17 protein-coding genes are annotated in these 18,853 nt (G+C 31.1%); 7 read left to right on the forward strand and 10 right to left on the reverse strand.

Annotated features, from left to right (window positions below; genetic code table 11):
- Positions 1–36: 36 nt before the first annotated feature.
- The 3 genes from OS191_RS03795 to OS191_RS03805 are packed head-to-tail and all read right to left on the reverse strand — an operon-like array spanning position 37 to position 5,119.
- Positions 37–3,348, reverse strand: a complete 3,312-nt coding sequence (locus tag OS191_RS03795) for a T9SS type B sorting domain-containing protein (RefSeq protein ID WP_267154387.1) — start codon at positions 3,346–3,348, stop codon at positions 37–39.
- A 26-nt stretch (positions 3,349–3,374) separates the two neighbouring features.
- Positions 3,375–4,199, reverse strand: a complete 825-nt coding sequence (locus OS191_RS03800) for an ABC transporter permease (RefSeq protein WP_267154388.1) — start codon at positions 4,197–4,199, stop codon at positions 3,375–3,377.
- 23 nt (positions 4,200–4,222) lie between these two features.
- Positions 4,223–5,119: an ABC transporter ATP-binding protein gene (locus OS191_RS03805; protein WP_267154389.1), complete on the reverse strand. Its 897-nt coding sequence runs from the start codon at positions 5,117–5,119 to the stop codon at positions 4,223–4,225.
- A 125-nt stretch (positions 5,120–5,244) separates the two neighbouring features.
- On the opposite strand from OS191_RS03805, the gene OS191_RS03810 reads away from it, so the two are divergent.
- Positions 5,245–6,306 carry a hypothetical protein gene (locus tag OS191_RS03810; RefSeq protein WP_267154673.1) on the forward strand — a complete coding sequence of 354 codons (1,062 nt, stop codon included), beginning with the start codon at positions 5,245–5,247 and terminating at the stop codon, positions 6,304–6,306.
- Between the two features lie 123 nt (positions 6,307–6,429).
- On the opposite strand, the gene OS191_RS03815 is transcribed toward OS191_RS03810, so the two are convergent.
- The 4 genes from OS191_RS03815 to OS191_RS03830 all read right to left on the reverse strand — a co-directional run bounded on the left by OS191_RS03815 (position 6,430) and on the right by OS191_RS03830 (position 10,055).
- On the reverse strand, positions 6,430–6,945 hold the full coding sequence (locus tag OS191_RS03815; protein WP_267154390.1) for an IS1096 element passenger TnpR family protein: 516 nt from the start codon (positions 6,943–6,945) through the stop codon (positions 6,430–6,432).
- Positions 6,946–6,968: 23 nt separating this feature from the next.
- Positions 6,969–7,988, reverse strand: coding sequence for a COX15/CtaA family protein (locus OS191_RS03820; RefSeq protein ID WP_267154391.1), 1,020 nt, complete (start codon positions 7,986–7,988; stop codon positions 6,969–6,971).
- 14 nt (positions 7,989–8,002) lie between these two features.
- Positions 8,003–9,418, reverse strand: coding sequence for a CCA tRNA nucleotidyltransferase (locus tag OS191_RS03825; protein WP_267154392.1), 1,416 nt, complete (start codon positions 9,416–9,418; stop codon positions 8,003–8,005).
- Between the two features lie 73 nt (positions 9,419–9,491).
- The gene (locus OS191_RS03830; RefSeq protein WP_267154393.1) at positions 9,492–10,055 is read right to left on the reverse strand and encodes an L-threonylcarbamoyladenylate synthase; all 564 of its coding nucleotides are present in this window, start codon (positions 10,053–10,055) and stop codon (positions 9,492–9,494) included.
- Positions 10,056–10,191: 136 nt separating this feature from the next.
- On the opposite strand from OS191_RS03830, the gene OS191_RS03835 reads away from it, so the two are divergent.
- Genes OS191_RS03835 through OS191_RS03845 form a run of 3 tightly spaced genes read left to right on the forward strand, consistent with a single transcriptional unit; the run spans position 10,192 to position 12,700 of the window.
- Positions 10,192–11,241 (forward strand): DegT/DnrJ/EryC1/StrS family aminotransferase, encoded by a 1,050-nt coding sequence (locus OS191_RS03835; RefSeq protein ID WP_267154394.1) that lies wholly within the window; start codon positions 10,192–10,194, stop codon positions 11,239–11,241.
- 1 nt (position 11,242) lies between these two features.
- A complete protein-coding gene (locus tag OS191_RS03840; protein ID WP_267154395.1) occupies positions 11,243–11,881 on the forward strand; it encodes a NeuD/PglB/VioB family sugar acetyltransferase in 639 nt (212 codons plus the stop codon).
- Entirely contained in the window at positions 11,882–12,700 is an 819-nt protein-coding gene (locus OS191_RS03845) for a glycosyltransferase family 2 protein (RefSeq protein ID WP_267154396.1), read from the forward strand.
- Between the two features lie 61 nt (positions 12,701–12,761).
- On the opposite strand, the gene OS191_RS03850 is transcribed toward OS191_RS03845, so the two are convergent.
- Entirely contained in the window at positions 12,762–13,859 is a 1,098-nt protein-coding gene (locus OS191_RS03850) for a glycosyltransferase family 2 protein (protein WP_267154397.1), read from the reverse strand.
- Positions 13,860–13,987: 128 nt separating this feature from the next.
- Here OS191_RS03850 and OS191_RS03855 point away from each other — a divergent pair, with 128 nt between their 5' ends.
- Positions 13,988–15,244: a glycosyltransferase gene (locus tag OS191_RS03855; RefSeq protein ID WP_267154398.1), complete on the forward strand. Its 1,257-nt coding sequence runs from the start codon at positions 13,988–13,990 to the stop codon at positions 15,242–15,244.
- The gene (locus OS191_RS03860; RefSeq protein ID WP_267154399.1) at positions 15,241–16,197 is read left to right on the forward strand and encodes a WaaS/CpsH family glycosyltransferase; all 957 of its coding nucleotides are present in this window, start codon (positions 15,241–15,243) and stop codon (positions 16,195–16,197) included. The genes OS191_RS03855 and OS191_RS03860 overlap by 4 nt, the downstream gene beginning before the upstream one ends.
- Here the strand turns inward: OS191_RS03860 and OS191_RS03865 are convergent.
- Together OS191_RS03865 and OS191_RS03870 are read right to left on the reverse strand one after the other, a co-directional pair.
- Positions 16,190–17,284, reverse strand: coding sequence for a glycosyltransferase family 4 protein (locus OS191_RS03865; protein ID WP_267154400.1), 1,095 nt, complete (start codon positions 17,282–17,284; stop codon positions 16,190–16,192). The genes OS191_RS03860 and OS191_RS03865 overlap by 8 nt on opposite strands.
- 3 nt (positions 17,285–17,287) lie before the next feature.
- Positions 17,288–18,034, reverse strand: coding sequence for a glycosyltransferase family 2 protein (locus OS191_RS03870; RefSeq protein WP_267154401.1), 747 nt, complete (start codon positions 18,032–18,034; stop codon positions 17,288–17,290).
- A gap of 99 nt (positions 18,035–18,133) precedes the next feature.
- On the opposite strand from OS191_RS03870, the gene OS191_RS03875 reads away from it, so the two are divergent.
- Positions 18,134–18,853 (forward strand): polysaccharide deacetylase family protein, encoded by a 720-nt coding sequence (locus OS191_RS03875; RefSeq protein ID WP_267154402.1) that lies wholly within the window; start codon positions 18,134–18,136, stop codon positions 18,851–18,853.

Here is an 18,853-nt window from a genome sequence, read left to right on the forward strand (position 1 = left end):
TTGGTAATTATTGAAATAAATGTACAACTTTTATGTTTATCGTTTTAGAGTGAAGTGACTTTTAAACTCTCTTCCGTCTTGAAGTATTGCAGAAAACCAGTAATCACTAGTAGGTAGTGGTTCTCCATTAAAAGTCCCATCCCAACCAGTTCCAAGAGGATTTATTTGTTTTATCAATTTTCCATATCTATCGTAAATATAAATCATGGTATTTGGTTGAAACACATTGGAAACACCTTTAACGTTCCAAGTGTCGTTATAACCATCTCCATTGGGCGTAAAGAATTTTGGAAAACCAATAATAGAAACATCCTGAGTTACAATCCCGCAATTGTTTTTAATATCTCTTACCGCCACACTATAAATACCTCCATACACATTGTAAAACGAGTTGTCTGTTTGATATGTATAATATAAACCATCTTGATTGTAAAGCGCATATTCATATTCGCCTTCTCCAGAAACAAGAACGGTTATGGTATTGTTTTCTGTAGCATCAACTACAATAATATCGTTAAAAGTAGCAGTATTTGAAGGTTCTACTGTAATAGTTCTGGATTTAGAACACCCAAAAATATTAGTAGCTGTAACAGAATATGTACCGATTTCGTTAATTTGAATGGTTCCAGAGGTTTCCCCGGTAGACCATAAATAGCTGTAATTACTAGTAGAGTCGTTTAGAATTCCTGCATCTAAAGTAATGCTTTGTGGAAAGGTGTTTAAACAATATAAAAGGGTTTCATCCTCTTCAAGTTCTGGTAATTTGTTTATGGTAATATAAACCTCACTAATCCCATAACAGGCATTATTATTTTCTGCCCTAGCGTAAAGCGTTTGATTGTAAGGAATTGTGTTGTTATAAGGAGATGTCAGTTCGTTTTGTTCTAAAAGAGCATCTTCATAGGTTTCGAAAAAAGTAATGGGAAAAGTAATTCCATTTAGAGCCTGCATCTCAGCTTCAAAATCGTTTAAATTAAAGGTGTTAAAACCATCTTCAGAATCTAACTCATCACAAACAGGAGGAGCTTGGTAATCTAGAAGTTGTGTGATGCTTACTTCTAGAGACAGTTCGGCAATATTAAAGCATCCTGTAGTATCGTCAATAACTTGGGCATAAATAATTTGAGGGTTAACTATGTTATTATAATTTGCTGCGTTTAACGGGTTGTTACTGTTTTCAGCATCTGAAAGACTAAAATAAAAAGCAGTCGATAAATTGTCTACACCACCAGTTAGGGTAGAGTTGGCTTCGTTTAAATTAAAAAAGGTTCTCCCATCGTTAACACCATCTTCATCACATTGTAGTAAAGATGTGTTAAAAGGAGTTGGAGCAGGATTTATAATAATATCGAAAGTAGTGGTATCAAAACAATCCATTTTTAAATTATTTTCAATTCTAACAGAAATGGTTTCTGTAAATGGTGTTAGATTGTAATATGGTTCAGAAAGTTCAGCTGTATTATTTTCAGCATCTAATAAGGTTGGATGATAGGTTATGGTGTAAGCAGTTGCATCTTGTTCTCCCAATACTATGGAATCAAAATCATGTAATGAAATTTCTACTTGTCCGTTTGTAAAGTCGCCATCAGAGTCATTATCACAAATTTGTTGAGTGTTAACATTATTAGCAGTTGGAGTATTAAAGATTTCAACAAAAAAGGATGTGGTATCATAACAACTGGGACTACCTGTTAAATCAACTCTAGCAAAGATTTCCTGTGGATTGGATAGATTAGAGTATAACCCAATAATTTCATTCTGATTAGCTTCTGCATCTGCTTGAGAATCAAAGTAATGAATACTATAATGATCAGGGTCTTGGGAACCTAAAATGACTGCATCTTGTGTGGTAAAATCAATTTCCCAAAGTGCGTCATTATTATCGTCACAAATATCCATTTTTGGAGCAGCGTTAGCAACTGGAATAGCGAAATACTCAATGATGGCTTCTCCTTCTAAAAAGTCGCAACCACCATTATTTAGATCTATTAAAACTTCATAAATACCATCTTGATTAATATTTAAAAAATAATCTGTATTTGGTAATGGATTGCCATTAAAAGTCCAGTAATAACTAGCGCCAGGAATATCTTCTGCCGTTAGAGTATAGTTCTCACCTAGACATAAAGGCAAATAGTTTGTTGACAATGGAGTTGCTGTGTTATTAATAATGTCTATTTTTTCTATAAAAAAGGATGAAATAAAAGGAGGTAGCCCTTGAGTGGAATTATTTGTTCCTAGATCTATAGCATTGTTTTGATAGTTGCATGCTGGGCCAATTTCATTTGGATTGTTTATTACGCTTAAATAAGGAAGTCCTCTGTCGTAAGTAGCAGACATAGACCGATAAATTTTTCCATTTGGTCCTAGCTGTAAGGCGCTTCTATAAGAATTTTGTTGGTCTATAACTTGTTGTGACCCTACAATATCTGGATTGGTTAAATCGAATTGCGTTATAACAGAAAAATGATTTGCAGGATTATTATCTCCAGGTCCAAATAAATCGTTGGAAGATGATACATATAACAATTCACTATTTGGAGAGAACTCAATTCCATAAGGTTTGTTATATGGGCTGTTTATATTTAATCTTAGATTGTTGCTAAGAACTCCAGTATCGGTATCAAAATCAAATAAATATAGTTCGTTTGGTCTTACATTAGCACAGGCTAGTTTTTCGCCACTTGGAGATAATTTTAAATACCCTCTTAAGTCTGTCATGGACACATCTGTAAAGGTTGAAGTTACAGCAGTAGTGTTTACTCCAGCAGTTGTGACTTCAAAAGCATGAAATGTATTTAAGGGAGATGTTGAAGATCCGGTTGGGTTGGATAAACTAATAACCCAAATAGCTTGAGATTGGCAATCTTTTAAAACAGCAGTTACTTTTTCTGAACTCTGATTTAATAAATTAATATTCTTTTGGACAATTTGGCCGAAACCTCCATCTCGAGTCATATCTACAACAGAATATTTTAATCCAGTTAGAGTTTGGTTGGAGCCTACTGTAAAAATATAATAAATGTCTGGGTCGTTTGGTTTTGGAACTACAATGGCAGATTGCGAGCTGGATGAATCCCCTAACAGCCCATATCCGTTACTCATAACATTATGTAAACTATTATATACTGTGGTTCCATCTGTGTAAAAAAGAAGGTTGCCATTTTCATCAGAGATAGAAGAACAACCTTCCACTGTATCTAATTGCCCATCGTTTAAAACGGTTACAGAGCCATCGAGAGCAAATTGGATTCCAGCATTTTCACCAAAGTACCAATTGGAAGCCTCCTCTTGTGAAAACACAACAAAACTGCTTAACAAAAAAATATAAAAAAGTAGTTTATTCATTTAACGAGCAATAGCTACCAAAGATATTATAAATCTCGCTTTTTTAATAATCTATAGGATAAAAAGACAAATAAAGCAGTCCAACCTAAAACAATAATAATTTCATACCAATGTACAGCATAATCGTACATTAAATCTCCTTTTTCTGGAAATTTAGTCATCATAACTCTTTGAAAAGGTTGGTCTATAAGGTTATACATAGATTTTAGAGGAAAAAAGTTCTGAATTTTACCTGCAAGATCCATGTTTGCCTGCCAAGAAATAATTCCGAAAATAATCCATTCTAAAATATATAATATAAACAAAAAGGCTAATGCAAATGCCGAGCGTTTTACTAACATTCCAAAGAATAAACATAGACTAAAGAAGCCTAATAGTTTTACAAAATATGCTAGTAAAAAATTGGTTTCTCTTATAATAATAGCTGCTTCAGTATAGCTTGAGTAATAAAGTCCAATAAAAAATGAAGCAATAGCAATTAATACGGTAGCAAGTATAGAAAAGAAAACAATAGTATAAAATTTAGAAAGAATAAACTCCTTCTTACTTAAACCATCAATTAAATTTTGTTTTAGAGTTTTATTGCTGTATTCATTTCCAATCATGCTTACTACTACTATAGCGAAGAAAAATTTAAATTGTGAGGCAAAAAAGGTGGTAATATGCCATATTATAGGGAAATTAAAAATTCCTAATTCGCCTAATTCTAAAGTGAAAAAGCCAAAGAAATTTATTTTAATAGACGAGAGTATTAATACTGTAAATGGCAGTACAAAGGATACAAAGATTAGCACTTTGCTGGTTCTATTTAAAAGCAGCTTTTGCAATTCTAAATTTAAAAGTCTTAGCATGGAATTTGTTTTGATTGATTGATTTAAAGCTTGTCCGTTAATTGTAAAAATTGCTCTTCTAAACTTTCCTTACGTTTTACTAAATGAGATAGTACAATGCCTTTTTCAAACATGAGTTTATTAAAAGTTACAGCATCCATGGGTTCATTTAAAAAAGCAGTAATTAGTTGATTTTCTACCTTCACAGTACCAAAATCTGGGTTTGTTTCTAGATATGTTAAAAGTTCATTTTCATTTTCACATTTTAATTCGAAAAAACCATGACTTGATATCATTTCGTCTACACGTCCAGAATAGAGTTTGACACCTTTGTTTAAAACAACCACATGCGAACAAACTTTTTCAACTTCGTCTAATAAATGCGAAGCTAAAAGTATGGTTGTACCTTGATTGGCAATATCTTTAATTATTTGTCTAATTTGATGAATTCCCTGAGGGTCTAGACCATTTGTCGGTTCGTCTAAAATTAAAATTTCAGGATCGTTCAATAATGCCGAAGCAATGGCCAAGCGCTGTTTCATACCTAAAGAATAGGTGCTAAACTTGTGTTCTTTTCTGTCTAATAAATTAACTATTTCTAGTTTCTCGTCTATTTTGGAGTAGTTTACACCTTTTATTTTGCACACCAATTTCAGGTTTTGGGCAGCTGACATGTATGGATAAAAGTTTGGACGTTCTATAATAGCTCCAACTTTTTTCAAGGCATTATGTGTGGAAACGGTTCCATTAAACCATTTAAAGCTTCCAGAGGTTTTATTTACCACGTTTAAAACAATGCCTAAAGTAGTCGATTTTCCACTTCCGTTTGGACCTAGAATACCATAGACATTTCCTTTGTTAATGGTAAAAGATAAATCGTTAACAGCTGTAAGAAAACCAAACTTTTTGGTGAGATTATTAATTGTAAGAATTGGTTCCAAATTGATAGTTTTTTGATTGCTTCCGAATTCAGATTCGGTTGTAGTTAGTTATTTATATGACGAGCGACTTTTAAAAATGTTACATCCATTAAAATAAAAGCTTAAATTTGAAGAATTCGTTTTTTATGGAAGATTTAAAGATATCAAAAAAAAAGCCATCATATCCCGTTAGTGATAAATTACACCATTATCTCTCTGAGTATAACAGAAATATTAGGTTGCCTATTTTTTACGACGATTTATTGCGCTTTCAGGGGTCTGTTGTAGTTTATGATAAAAATGATGTGGATACCCTTTGGATTCGTGTATACTATAATGAATTTGAACGGCAGGAAATTGATTTAAGTCTTAAAAGAGTGTATACTATTTTACATTCTGATGGAAATGAAAAAACCATTCCTTTTTTAACCGTTGACGCAGTGGATTACTGCACTTTTGGAAATTCGAAGCCTTTTCGAGTAAAAGTTAGAAATATTTTAAACGATAATTACACCTACTTTTATGTAAAAAAAGCAGATGCTTCTAGAGTTTATGGTTTAGAATTAGAACACATGTTATCTCCTTATAACTTAAATTTTTTAGTGCATAAGGACACCTTAATAGAGGAACATATTGCAGGAATTCCAGGAGATGAGTTTATAAAAAACATGTTACCAGATTGTAATCCACTAGAGAAATCTCAAATAGCTAAAGAGTTTGTAAAGTTTAACGAACGTTGTACTATTAGGTTGCTTGGAGATATGAGATCTTATAATTATGTTATTGTACCAACTCACGATTTTGATCATGTGGTTTATAGAATTCGTGCCATAGATTTTGATCAACAATGTTATGAAGGTAAATTTAACATCTATAAACCTCAGTTTTATAAAGAAAACTTTAAAATGGTTGAACTGGTTTCTGAAAAGTTTCAACCAGAATCCATAGATCAATATAAGTTGGAAGAACGTTCTATTATGGCCAAACGTTTAATTAGTTATCATGATAGAATAGATCATTTAATAACCTGTATGATTGATGATACTATTTCTAAACCTGAAAATGTTAAGCAGTTAAGAGAGGAGATTTTTGAATTTGCATCCGATATCAATTTTAAAAAATGCAACACTATGGGAGATATATTAAAATATGCCCTAGATTTTGTAAAACGAAATTATGAGGACGTTAATATGAAAAACTTTTATTGAACCTGAACATAACTTGAATTTGAAAGCGAAGTTAAAAATGCTTGTTAAGCTGAAAATTAAATTAAAATAGAAATCCAATAACACAATTTACTTTTCTCTAAATTCTATTTTCTTAATTAGAAATTAATTCCAGTTTTCGTCAAAATTTAGGTTGTCGTAATCGTCTAGGTCTAAATCGTCTTCAAACTCATTATAATCGTCAAAACTTTCAGCTTCAAAAGATTTTTCTGGAGCTTCATCAGGAATTTGTCCATGAACAAACATCAGGTTTGGATAATCTGTACCTTCAGCTTCTTCAACAATTTCGGCTAATTCCACTAAAAAAGTCCACATACTTAAAAAGTCGTAAATATAAATAAGTCTTGTGCTTTTTTCATGAGTGACATCGTTAAGAGGCGTGTCTATCATTAAACGAACTTGATTAGCAACTTCGCTCATATCAAATAAAGAAATTTCTTCTCCTTGATTCCATTCTTCATCACTTAAATAAAACGAAGCCATTTCGCTACCTTCAAAACCAAAGGCTTGCGTTATGCTATTGTGGAAATCTTCTAAAGAGTCTGTTTCACGAATTTCAATGTCTCTAAAGATATCACCTTCAGAGTCGTGGTCTAGTATAATTCTAAATCTGTAAATCATTTTGCAAAGATAGTTTATTTCGGTTATTTGCTAAAGCGATGCAAGGTAAAAGTCATAGCAGAAAGTAATAAAAATGCCCCTACTTGATGTGCCACTCCTAACCATAGTGGTACCTGATAAATAATAGTTAAAACGCCCAATAAAAATTGTACTCCTACCAAAATAAATAAACTGTCAACAGCTTTGTTTTGGTAATTTGTTAGCGTCATTTTTTTTGCTTGATACCAAATTATTAAAATAAAAACAACCACTACATAAGCAAATGTTCTATGGATAAACTGAATGCCACTTGGGTTTTCAATAAGGTTTTTATAAAATGGTTCTAAAATATAAACCGTATGATGCATAAATTTTCCTTCGTTCATAAAAGGCCAATGATTATGGAGTAAGCCAGCTTTTAGCCCAGCCACAAAAGCACCATAAACAATTTGGAAAATTAATAGGAGATAGCTTACTATTATTAGGTTTCTAAATTTTTTGTCGACTATTTTTTTCTCAGGGAAAATTAAATCTAAAGCAACCCATAAAGTTGCTGCAAAAGTTAAGAAAGCGGTAATTAAATGTGCTGCTAATCTAAAATGACTAACATCTGGCATGTCTACCAGTCCACTTTTTACCATATACCACCCTAAAAATCCTTGAAAACCTCCAAGTACTAATAAAACGAGACATTTTTTAATGGTTTTTTTTGTAAGCTGTTTGGTTGCCAAAAAGTATAAAAATGGAATAATAAATACCAGCCCAATTAATCTGCCGATAACTCGATGTAGCCATTCCCAGAAATAAATACCTTTAAAATCTTCTAAAGTAAAGTGTGAATGTAGCTTTTGGAATTCTGGATATTGTTGATATAATTCGAAGGCTTCCTGCCATTCGGCCTCTCCAATTGGAGGAATGGTTCCGGTAATTAGTTTATAATTTGAAATGGATAAGCCTGAATCTGTCAACCTGGTAATTCCACCAATAATTACCATAATGAACAGTAAAATACAGCCTGTAAAAAGCCAGTAGATTACTTTTTTATTGTCTTTTTGTTTTGTCACAATACACGAATTTATTATTGTTTTTTAAGTCCAAGCTTTTCACCTTCTTTTAACATCAATTGAAAAGCTGCTTCATATTCGTTTGGAATATCGCCTTCCAAAATAGCTTCTTTAATGGTTTCTTTAATGATGCCAATTTCTCTACAAGGTTTTAAGTTGAAAGTCTCCATAATAATTTCACCAGAAACAGGAGGTTGAAAATTTCTAACATGATCTCGTTCTTCAACTTCAACTATTTTCTCACGAACTATTTTAAAATTGTTATGATATTTTTTAAACTTATTAGGGTTTTTAGTGGTAATGTCTGCTTCACAAAGGGTCATTAAATCCTCTACAAAATCTCCAGCATCAAAAACCAAGCGTCTTACGGCCGAATCTGTTGCCATATCTTCTGCCAAAACAATTGGTCGAGAACTCATCATGACCATTTTTTGGACAAATTTCATTTTATCATTTAATGGCATTTTTAAACGTTTGAATAAATGATACACCATTTTAGAACCTTTAAATTCATGCCCGTGGAAAGTCCATCCTAATTTTTTATGAAATTTCTTAGTTGGAGCTTTGCCAATATCGTGCAATAAAGCTGCCCAGCGTAACCAAAGATTTTCTGTGTTTTTGCTTATGTTATCAACGACTTCCAACGTGTGATAAAAATTGTCTTTATGTCTCTGACCTTCAATTTCATCAATGCCTTTTAAAGCTGTTAATTCTGGTAAGATATAGTCTAATAATCCGGTTTTTTCTAATAATAGAAACCCAATGGAAGGTGTGTTACTTTCTAAAATCTTGTTAAGTTCAACAACAATACGCTCGTTTGTAATAATTTCTATTCGAGCTTTATTTTTTGAAATGGCCTGAAGTGATTCTTCTTCAATTTTAAAATCTAATTGAGTTGCAAAACGTATGGCTCTCATCATTCGCAACGGATCGTCGCTATAAGTAATATCTGGATTTAATGGGGTACGAATGATGGCGTCTTTTAAATCTTGAATGCCATTAAACGGATCGAGGATTTCTCCGAAATTTTCTTCAGATAAATCTAATGCTAGAGCGTTTATAGTGAAATCACGACGATTTTGGTCGTCTTCTAAACTGCCGTTTTCAACAATTGGATTTCTACTATCTTCGTTATAGCTTTCTTTTCTAGCACCAACAAATTCAATCTCAATATCCTCAAAACGTAGCATAGCAGTGCCATATGTTTTAAAAACTTGAACTTTTGGTTTGTTCGGTAAATTTTTAGCTACTTGTTGTGCTAACTCAATGCCAGACCCAATAGCTACAATATCGATATCTTTAGCAGAGCCACGTTGTAAGATATAATCGCGAACAAAGCCACCAATAACATAAGCATCAAGATGAAGTTCTTTTGCAGATTGAGAAATAATCTTAAAGATTGGATGGGTTAAAGCTTGTTTGTAATTCATATGTTTCAAATTCCAAAAGTAAAATTCCAAACTCTAAAGTCTATTTTGAATTTTGGATATTAAAATTTGGGATTTATTTTCTTATAATCTGTACTTTTCCATCATGACTCAGTTTAATAATAGACGATGGTTTTGTACCAATTTTTACATCTGGCAAATTTACAACATAGTCCACACCTTTTAAAATGTCTTCATGGATTTCTTTAAAGGATTTTGGGGTTGGTTGTCCACTCGTATTTGCAGAGGTAGAAACAATGGCTCCATTGAATTTTCTAAGAAGTTGAAAACAGAAATCATTATTTGGAATTCTAATAGCAATGGTATTGTCTTTCGCTATTAAATTTTTAGCTAGATTTTGGGGCTCGTCGTAAATAATGGTAATCGGGTTGTCTTCAATATCCATTAAGTCGAAAGCAGCTTCTGGAATTTGTTTCACATATTTCTTTAGCATTCTATCGTCTGCAACTAAACAAATTAAAGCCTTACTATCGTTGCGCTGCTTAAGTTTGAAGATTTTTTCTACAGACTCAGTATTAGTAGCATCGCAACCAATTCCCCAAACGGTATCAGTAGGATAGAGGATGAGACCACCTTGTTTTAAAACGGCAAGACATTCTTGAATTTCTTTGTGAGACATTACAGCATTCAAATTAAAAATGTAAAAATAATATATATAAAAGTTAAATGCAGAAATTAGTGTAATTTTGTAGTATAGATGTGTAATTTAATTATTTGTGATAGAATCTGAAAGTATTAACGTAACCAAAGTTTTTTTGCCTAACCAGGACGAGTATCAAGAGATTTTAAAAAAATCTTGGGATAAAAACTGGATGACCAACAGAGGCGATTTGGTTAAAAAATTGGAAACTAAAATAAAATCCAAATTTCACATTCCTTACATGATTGCTACCACTAATGGCACTTTGCCAATCCAAATTGCTTTAAAAACACTCCGATTAACAGGCGAAATTATTACCACACCATTTAGTTATGTAGCAACAACTTCCAGTATTGTTTGGGAAGGATTAACACCTGTTTTTGTTGATATTGAGGTTGATACATTTACCATTGATCCTAAAAAAATAGAAAAGAAAATTACCGAAAAAACATCAGCTATTTTGGCAACCCATGTATTTGGAAATCCATGCGATGTGGAAGCTATTGAACAGTTAGCCAAAAAATACAATCTAAAGGTTATTTACGACGCAGCACATAGTTTTGGCGTTACTTATAAAGATAAATCCATGTTTAATTATGGAGACCTAAGTACTTGTAGTTTTCATGCAACAAAAATATTTCACACAGCAGAAGGAGGAGCCATTTTTACAAAAAACGAAGACTTATTTAATAAGCTCTATTATCATCATAATTTTGGACATAATGGTCCAGAACATTTTCATGGGATAGGAGTTAATGCCAAAATGAGCGAATTGCAAGCAGCTATGGGATTAACTGTTTGGCCGTATTTAGAAACAATTTTTAGTAGAAGAAAATTACTTTTTGAATTATATCAGGATTTGCTAGCTACACGTATGGTATTTCAATCCATAAGAGAACATACAACTTATAATTATAGCTATATTCCAGTGGTTTTTGAAAGTGAAGAACAACTAATAAAGGTTCAAAAAGTATTAAACGAACATCATATTTTTCCAAGACGTTATTTTTATCCTTCATTAAATAAGTTACCTTATCTTGAATATCAACAAATGCCTATTTCAGAAACAATATCTGAACGGATTTTATGTTTGCCTTTATATTATGATTTGAATGAAACCCAAATTGGAATGATTTGTGATTTAATCAATAAAAATTTAGACTAAAGTGAAAAAAGACATTTTTTTAATAGGTGTCGGGAATTATACCGAAGTGATAATAGAATTGGCCTTAGATTGCGGTTATCATATTAAAGGCTTGTATCATTATAATCACGATCGTGTTGGAGAAACCGTATTGGGTATTCCTATAATTGGTTGTACAGAAGATTTATATTTAAAAGATATTAATGGAATGCAATTTGCAGTAACCATGGGGAATAATGCTATGCGAAATGAGATTGCTTCCAAACTGAGAAATCTTGGAGCTAAGACTCCAAATTTAATTCATCCTCGTGCATTTATTAGCCCTTCGGCCACTTTAGGACAAGGTTGCTTCATCCATTTAAATGCAAAAATAAGTACCAATTGCACATTAGGAAATGACTGTGTAATAGATTTTAATAGCTTGGTTGCACACCATGCTGTTTTAGGAGATGCTTGTTATATGTCTTCTTTGGCCATGGTTGGATCATATTGTAATTTAGGTGAACGTGTTTTGTTGGGAATGAATTCCCTTGTTATTCCATTAAAGCTAACTATAGGAAACGATTGCATTATTGGTGCTAAAGCGAATGTCACAAAATCTTTTCCTGATAATTGCGTTCTTATTGGAAATCCTGCAAGAAAAATTAAAGAAACGAAATAAATGAAGCCCCTATTAAGTATTTGTTGTACTACCTATAATCATGAAAAATATATTAAAGAAACTTTAGATGGGTTTTTGGCTCAACAAACAAGTTTTCCAATAGAAATTATTGTTCATGATGATGCTTCAATAGATAAAACTGCTGAAATAATCAGAGAATATGCTGCAAAAGACAGTCGTATAGTTCCCATTTTACAGACAGTAAATCAATATTCTCAAAATATTAAACCTTGGGCAAATTATGTTTTCCCAAAAGTTCAGGGGAAATATATTGCCTTGTGTGAAGGAGATGATTACTGGACTGATCCATTAAAACTTCAAAAACAAGTAGATTTTTTAGAAAACAATGACGATTTCGAACTGTGTTTTCACAATAGTAAAAAGTACTTTCAAGGAAAAGGAGAATTCGAAATAAATACAGCATCATCACGCATGCCAAGTGTAACAACTGTAATAGATTTGGTGGATTATTGTTTTATTGCCACACCAACAGTTGTTATTAGAAACAACTTTAAACTTCCAGATTGGTTTGATTATTCGCCAGTAGGAGACTGGCCATTATTTTTTATTCAGGTTGGAGACGGGAAAATAAAAAAACTAGACGATTATATGGCGGTATATAGGGTTCATGAAAAAGGTATGTGGACTGGAAAATCTGAAATTGAGAAAATGCAAACAGATCATGATACTATTAAGATGTTAATTGAAAATCGAGTTCTTCCTGAACAAGCTCATAAAAAGCTTAAAAAGAAGTTTAATAAGCTTAAAAAGAAGTTGATAAAAGAACACTTAAAAGAGTTTTTTAACCTGAAAAATTAAAACTTACTAAGTTTAAGAGATACTGTCAATATAAAATAGAACAATTAAAGTGTAAATATTTTTAATATACTTTATTGATAATGCGATTCTTTTTTTTATTTAGTCTATTAGCACTTAGCAATAATAGCTTGCCTTTAAATATTTTTAATTTTTTTGTAGATTCAAAGTAACGTATAGCTTTAGCGATGTTTTTAGGACTTAATACTTTAACAATTTTAAATTTGTATTGTATTTCTTCAAACTTTATATCTAATACTTTTTGAGATCTCGTAGGTTCAACTTGAGCAAAGTTCAATTTTATAATCTCTGAAGCTTTTTGTTTCAACTTCTTATCGGTTTTTTTGTAACCATGTTGAATGGTTTTCATTTGAAGGTGAGTTATGTAAATGGAGGCCATCTCTTTATCATACATATTTGAATTATTTTTATAATATTTTTCAAATATATGTTTGATAATAAGTAAATAATCTTCTAAGTTTTTAAATTTAAAATTGTTCGTTATGGAATCCATATTAGACCAATTATAATAGTAAGTTGGCTTATTGTTAAAAATGATGGCTTTAGCATGATAAAATGTTTCAAAGACCCACAATTCATCTTCATGTAGAATATTTTCTTTAAAAATTAATTGATTATTATCTAAAAACGATTTTTTAAATAACTTATTCCAAGCAACACAAATAATGGGTTGTTCAACAATTAGTTTTATTAATTCTTTGTTTTTATTGGGTATCTTTTTTAGTGGATTTTCATATTTGTCTAAAAAATCTGTAATAGTTCTGTTTTGTCCAACAGTAATTCCACTTTTACCAATAACTATATCTATATTTTCACTTGTTAACTTAATTAACTCGTCTATGGCAGTTATGTCTAAAAGATCATCAGGGTCAAAAAATAGGATATATTCACCTGTAGCATTTTTTAAGCCTGTATTCCTTGCCCCAGAAACCCCTTGATTTTCTTGATGGATATATTTAAAGCGCGAATCCTTTTTTACCCAAATATCAATTTCACCACTAGTATTATCTTTACTGCCATCGTCAACCAAAATGCACTCCCAATTCGTATATGTTTGTAAGAATATACTTTGAAGAGCATTATCTATAAATTTTTCTACATTATAACAAGGAGCGATTATAGATACTAAAGCTTGAGACATAGATATGAATTTGATTAAGTATTAAAATTCAAAAATAATTTATTAAACTCAAATCAATCGTATTAGTTGTATATTTTCTTGCTAAATATCTAATTTCATTAATATAATACACGATTTTAAGTGTATTTTTGACTAAAAAAATAGGCATGTCTATTTATAAAGACCTAAGATTAAAATATAAAATATTTCAGCTAAAACGTAGCTTAACTAAAGCAAACAAAAATTTTGATTTTAGCAAAATAGTCTATTCAAAAAAGAATGTTTTAGTAATTGATTCTATCATCCCAGAATTTGATAAAGATTCAGGTTCTAGGCGCATATATAAAATAATTAATATCCTGTTAAATCACGGATTTGGAGTTTTCTTAGTAGCAGATAAAAAAGAATATAAATACAAAACTGAATATGTTGCACATTATAAACAATTAGGTGTTGTAGTATACGAGCCTGCTATTAGTGAAACAGGGACTTTTATCACCAAAGAATTATTTATAGATGCTATTTTACCTAAAATGAATTATGCTTGGCTGCATAGAGCTGATGTTTTTAAAGATTATGTGGATTTAGTGTCTAAACGTAAAGAGATCAAATTAATCTATGATATGGTCGATTTTCATTATTTAAGATTAATTCGAGAATGGGAAAACACAAAAGATACTAAAACTAAAAACGAAGCTGAGAAATATTTAAAAACAGAAGTTAAAAACTGCCAACAAGCCGATAAAATTATAACCATATCTAATCAGGATAAAGATGCCTTAATAGAATTTTATGCTGAAGAAGAAAAAATGATAACCATTGGGAATGTTCATCAGTTTCTAGATGTACAAAAAGTGCCTTTTAATGAACGAGAAGGCTTGTTTTTTGTGGGTGGTTTTTCTCATAAACCAAATGAAGATGCTATCAATTTCCTATACCATGATATCATGCCTTTAGTTTGGGAAAAAAATAAAGACATTAAAGTTACTATTATAGGAAGTTACCCAACTAAAGAGATGTTAGCCTTAAACTCTAAAAGATTTTCTGTGTTAGGTTTTGTGGAAGATATTTCTACTTATTTTAATTCCTCAAGAGTTTTTGTGGCGCCTTTGCGTTATGGCGCAGGTGTCAAAGGGAAAATTGGACAAAGTTTAGAATACGGTTTGCCAGTAGTAACTACACCAGTTGGAGCTGAAGGTTTCGATTTTGGAGAAATTGGAGAAATATTAATAGCCACTTCAGCTCAAGATTTAGCAGATAATATTCTTAAATTATATGAAGACGAAGCTTTATGGTTAAAAGCAAGTTTGGCTTCAGAGGAAATTTTAGAACCATTTTCTATAAATGCCATTGAAAAACAAGTATTAAATGTTTTAAATTGCAAGAGCGATAATCTAGCTGAATGAAAAATATAACCATCATTGCGCCTCAATCTTTTGGATACTTAGATTTCCTTTTAAAAGAATTAGAATCACGTCCAGAAACTCAGGCTACATATATTAATTATTCAAAATTTCAGTATACCTACAAATCGGTATTTGATAAGTTGCAGAATCTTTTAAGAAAAACATTCTTAAAAAAGAATATTAAAGACAGCTATAAATCCCAAGAGATTTTGAAAGTAGTGCAAGCTCAAGGAAAACAGGACTTCATTATAGTAGTGAGACCAGATAAGCTAGAAAAGGAAACAGTAATTACTTTAAAAAAATATGCAGAAAATTACTATTCATTTTATTTCGACGCTATTTCAAATTTCCCAGAAAAAATTGAATTAATATCTTATTTCGATAAAGTATTCAGTTATGAAAAAGAAGATGTAGAAAAATACAAACTTACATTTTGCACCAATTATATTTACGATTTTGAAGATACTAAACCTGCAAATTCTAAATGTAAAATTTTTAATATTTCTTCTTATGATGAACGTTTTGAAAGTATAGAGAAGTTGGCAGCCTATTTTAAAAGCAAACATATAGATTACTCTATTATTGTAAGAAAAGAGAAAGAAGAATCTTCAGATTTTGTGACTTTTACTCAAGAATATATGCCACTTAACAAAGTTAAAGAGCATCTTTTAGAAGCAGATGTGCTTTTGGATGTTCAAAAAGAAAATCAACATGGCTTGAGTTTTAGAGTATTCGAATCTTTAGGCTATGAGAAAAAATTAATAACCACGAACAAAGATGTTGTTCATTACGACTTTTATAACCCAAATAACATGATAGTTGTGGATGTTAATAATATCCAAATTCCGGAAGCATTTTTCAAAACACCTTATCAAACAGTTTCAAGTGATATTTTATATAAATATACTCTTGATGGTTGGATAGAAAATGTGTTCCATATAAAACCTAATTAAGTACTTCCTGTAGTTCTTTCAACATTTTAGTTGCTATAATTTCTTTTGTGAAATTGTCTAATAAATGTTTTTCGCCATTTATTACAAGTTGCTCTCTTAAGTTTTTGTCTTCAATTATTTTTAAAGCTGCTTCTGCAAATGCTACTGGATTTTCTTTTTCGCATAAAATACCAGTTTTGTTATTTTCAACAACTTCGGGAATGCCACCATAATTGGTTGCTACTATAGGAACATGACAATTATAGGCTTCCAATAAAACGCCTCCCGTTGGTTCTAATTTAGAGGTAAACATAAAAACATCAAATTCCGGAAAAATCTCAGGAATGTCTTTTCTAAACCCTGTGAAAATAAAGTCGTTTTCAAGACCTAATTCTTTCACATAGGCTTTTATTTCATCTTCCATTTCTCCTTTTCCTACAAGAACAAATTTTACTTTTGAGTTTTTAGACTTTATAATTTTTGCTGCATTTACAAAGGTGTAATGGTCTTTAAAAGGAACGAAAGCCGAAATATTTCCTATTAAAATAGTGTCTGTAGGGAGGTTAAATTCATTAAGCAAAAGACCTGTTGCTTTCTTTTTTGGAAACTCGCTAATATCAGTTGCACTTCCAACAATACTCAATCTAGAATGATCTTTTATGGCAGGTTTTAAAACATCGACAACTGCTTGAGAAACGCAAACCAGTTTTTTTAGATGCTTATAATTATATTTCCATTTTCTTAGAGCGTTGGTGTCTATTTTCTTAATTAAAGTTCTAAAAAACACCATGGGAACCTTGGAACGATACAATAACGAGTACATTATACAAAGTGTGTGCGCTTTACTGTTATGAATAAGTATAATATCTATGTTGTGTTCTTTTACAATTTTATTTATGGTACTAATCCAAAGTTTTTTAGATTTTGAATAGTCAGGTAAACCATAAAATGTGTAGTTTTTTTCTTTGGCAATTTCGGCTAAGCGTGTATCTGTAGGACAAAGCAATACTTGATGCTCAATTTTAGAATCGAATTCATCGTAATAATAGACTATTTGTTGTTCGTGTCCCCTCCAAACATTCGATGCTGTAATTTGTAAAAGCCTCATAAATCAATTAATTTTTCTATACATTAACCAAAGCTGAATATAACGTTTAAATACCGAAAAAGCATTTATGTAGGCTAAGATAAAACCTTCTTTACCATCTAAAATACCCAATCTTAAAAAATATTGGTGCATAAATCTGTACCAAGGTCTAAAAAGAAAATGATACATATTAGGTCGCACATTATTTGCGAATAATTGCTCTGCTTGTAATTTGCTATAATGACTTAATTTCTGATTATAATTATCAAAACCTTTATAGGTGTCATGATCTGATGTGTTTTTTAAAAGGCCTATTTTTTCTGAAGTTTCAATGGTTTCATGAACCGAATTTCCATTGTATTTACAGAAGTTTTTATTGAATAGCCTAATAACTTCATCTGTTTGAAAACCACTATATTTTAATCGCTTGCCCATAAAAATAAAGTTGCGCTTTACTTTATAAGCTTTTAATGGGTTTTTAGAATTTACTGTGGAAACGATTTCTTTTGCAAGAGGTTCTGAGATCTTTTCATCTAAATCAAAAAATACAATCCAATCGTGTTTAGCTAATGAAATGGCATAGTTTTTTTGGTTTGAAAAATTATCAAATGGGCGTTCAACTACTGTGGCCTGATGCTTTTTTGCTAGTGGAACAGTATTATCTGTACTCAAAGAATCTACAATAATTATTTCATCAGCAAAAGACAAACTTTCTATGTAGCTTTCAATATTAGATTCTTCGTTGTAGGTTATAGCTAAAGCGCTTATCATCTATAAAATTTCAGATTTATCAAATATATTCCTAATGCCTTTATATATTTGTCTCAAAAGTAATCAATTTATATAGAATTTTTTCAATAATAACAAGCAATGCCAAAACTTCCTATTTTAATGTATCATAGTGTGAGCTCTAATCTCGAAGAGAGTAAGGACTTAACTATTGCTGTTTCTAAATTGGAAGAACAATTTGCTTACTTAAAGGAAAACGGTTATCAGTCTCTTCATTTTAAAGATATACAGACTATAAAAGGAGCGTCAGGTTTTCCAAAGAAAGCAGTTATTATTACCTTTGACGATGTGTACGTCAATCAGTTAGAACTAGCTTATCCGCTGCTTAATAAGTATAAATTTAAAGCCTGTTTTTATGTGCCTTTTAAATATGTAAACGGAACAGACTCTTGGAATACAGATGATGAAAATATTATGTCTGTAGCACAATTAAAATCTTTAGACCCTGAAGTTATCGAGCTTGGTATGCATAGTTTTTCGCATAAAAAATATCATGAGATGTCTGTTGAGGAGATTCAGTCCGATTTCGATTTATGCAAAGAATTTATAGTTGAAAATAAATTAGAAGTACACAATACTTTGGCTTACCCTTATGGGAAATATCCTAGAAAAGGAGTCGAGAAAGAACAGTTTTTTGATTTGTTGCAAAAAAATCAAATTGCTTATGGCTTGCGAATTGGAAATAGAGTAAATAGATTTCCTTTAAAAAACAACTACGAAATTCAGCGTTTAGATATAAAAGGAGAAGATAGTTTGGCTACCTTTAAGCGTAAATTAAAATTTGGAAAAATGTTATTCTAA

It is taken from the genome of Xanthomarina sp. F2636L, from assembly GCF_026410195.1.
Classification (GTDB): Bacteria; Bacteroidota; Bacteroidia; order Flavobacteriales; family Flavobacteriaceae; genus Xanthomarina.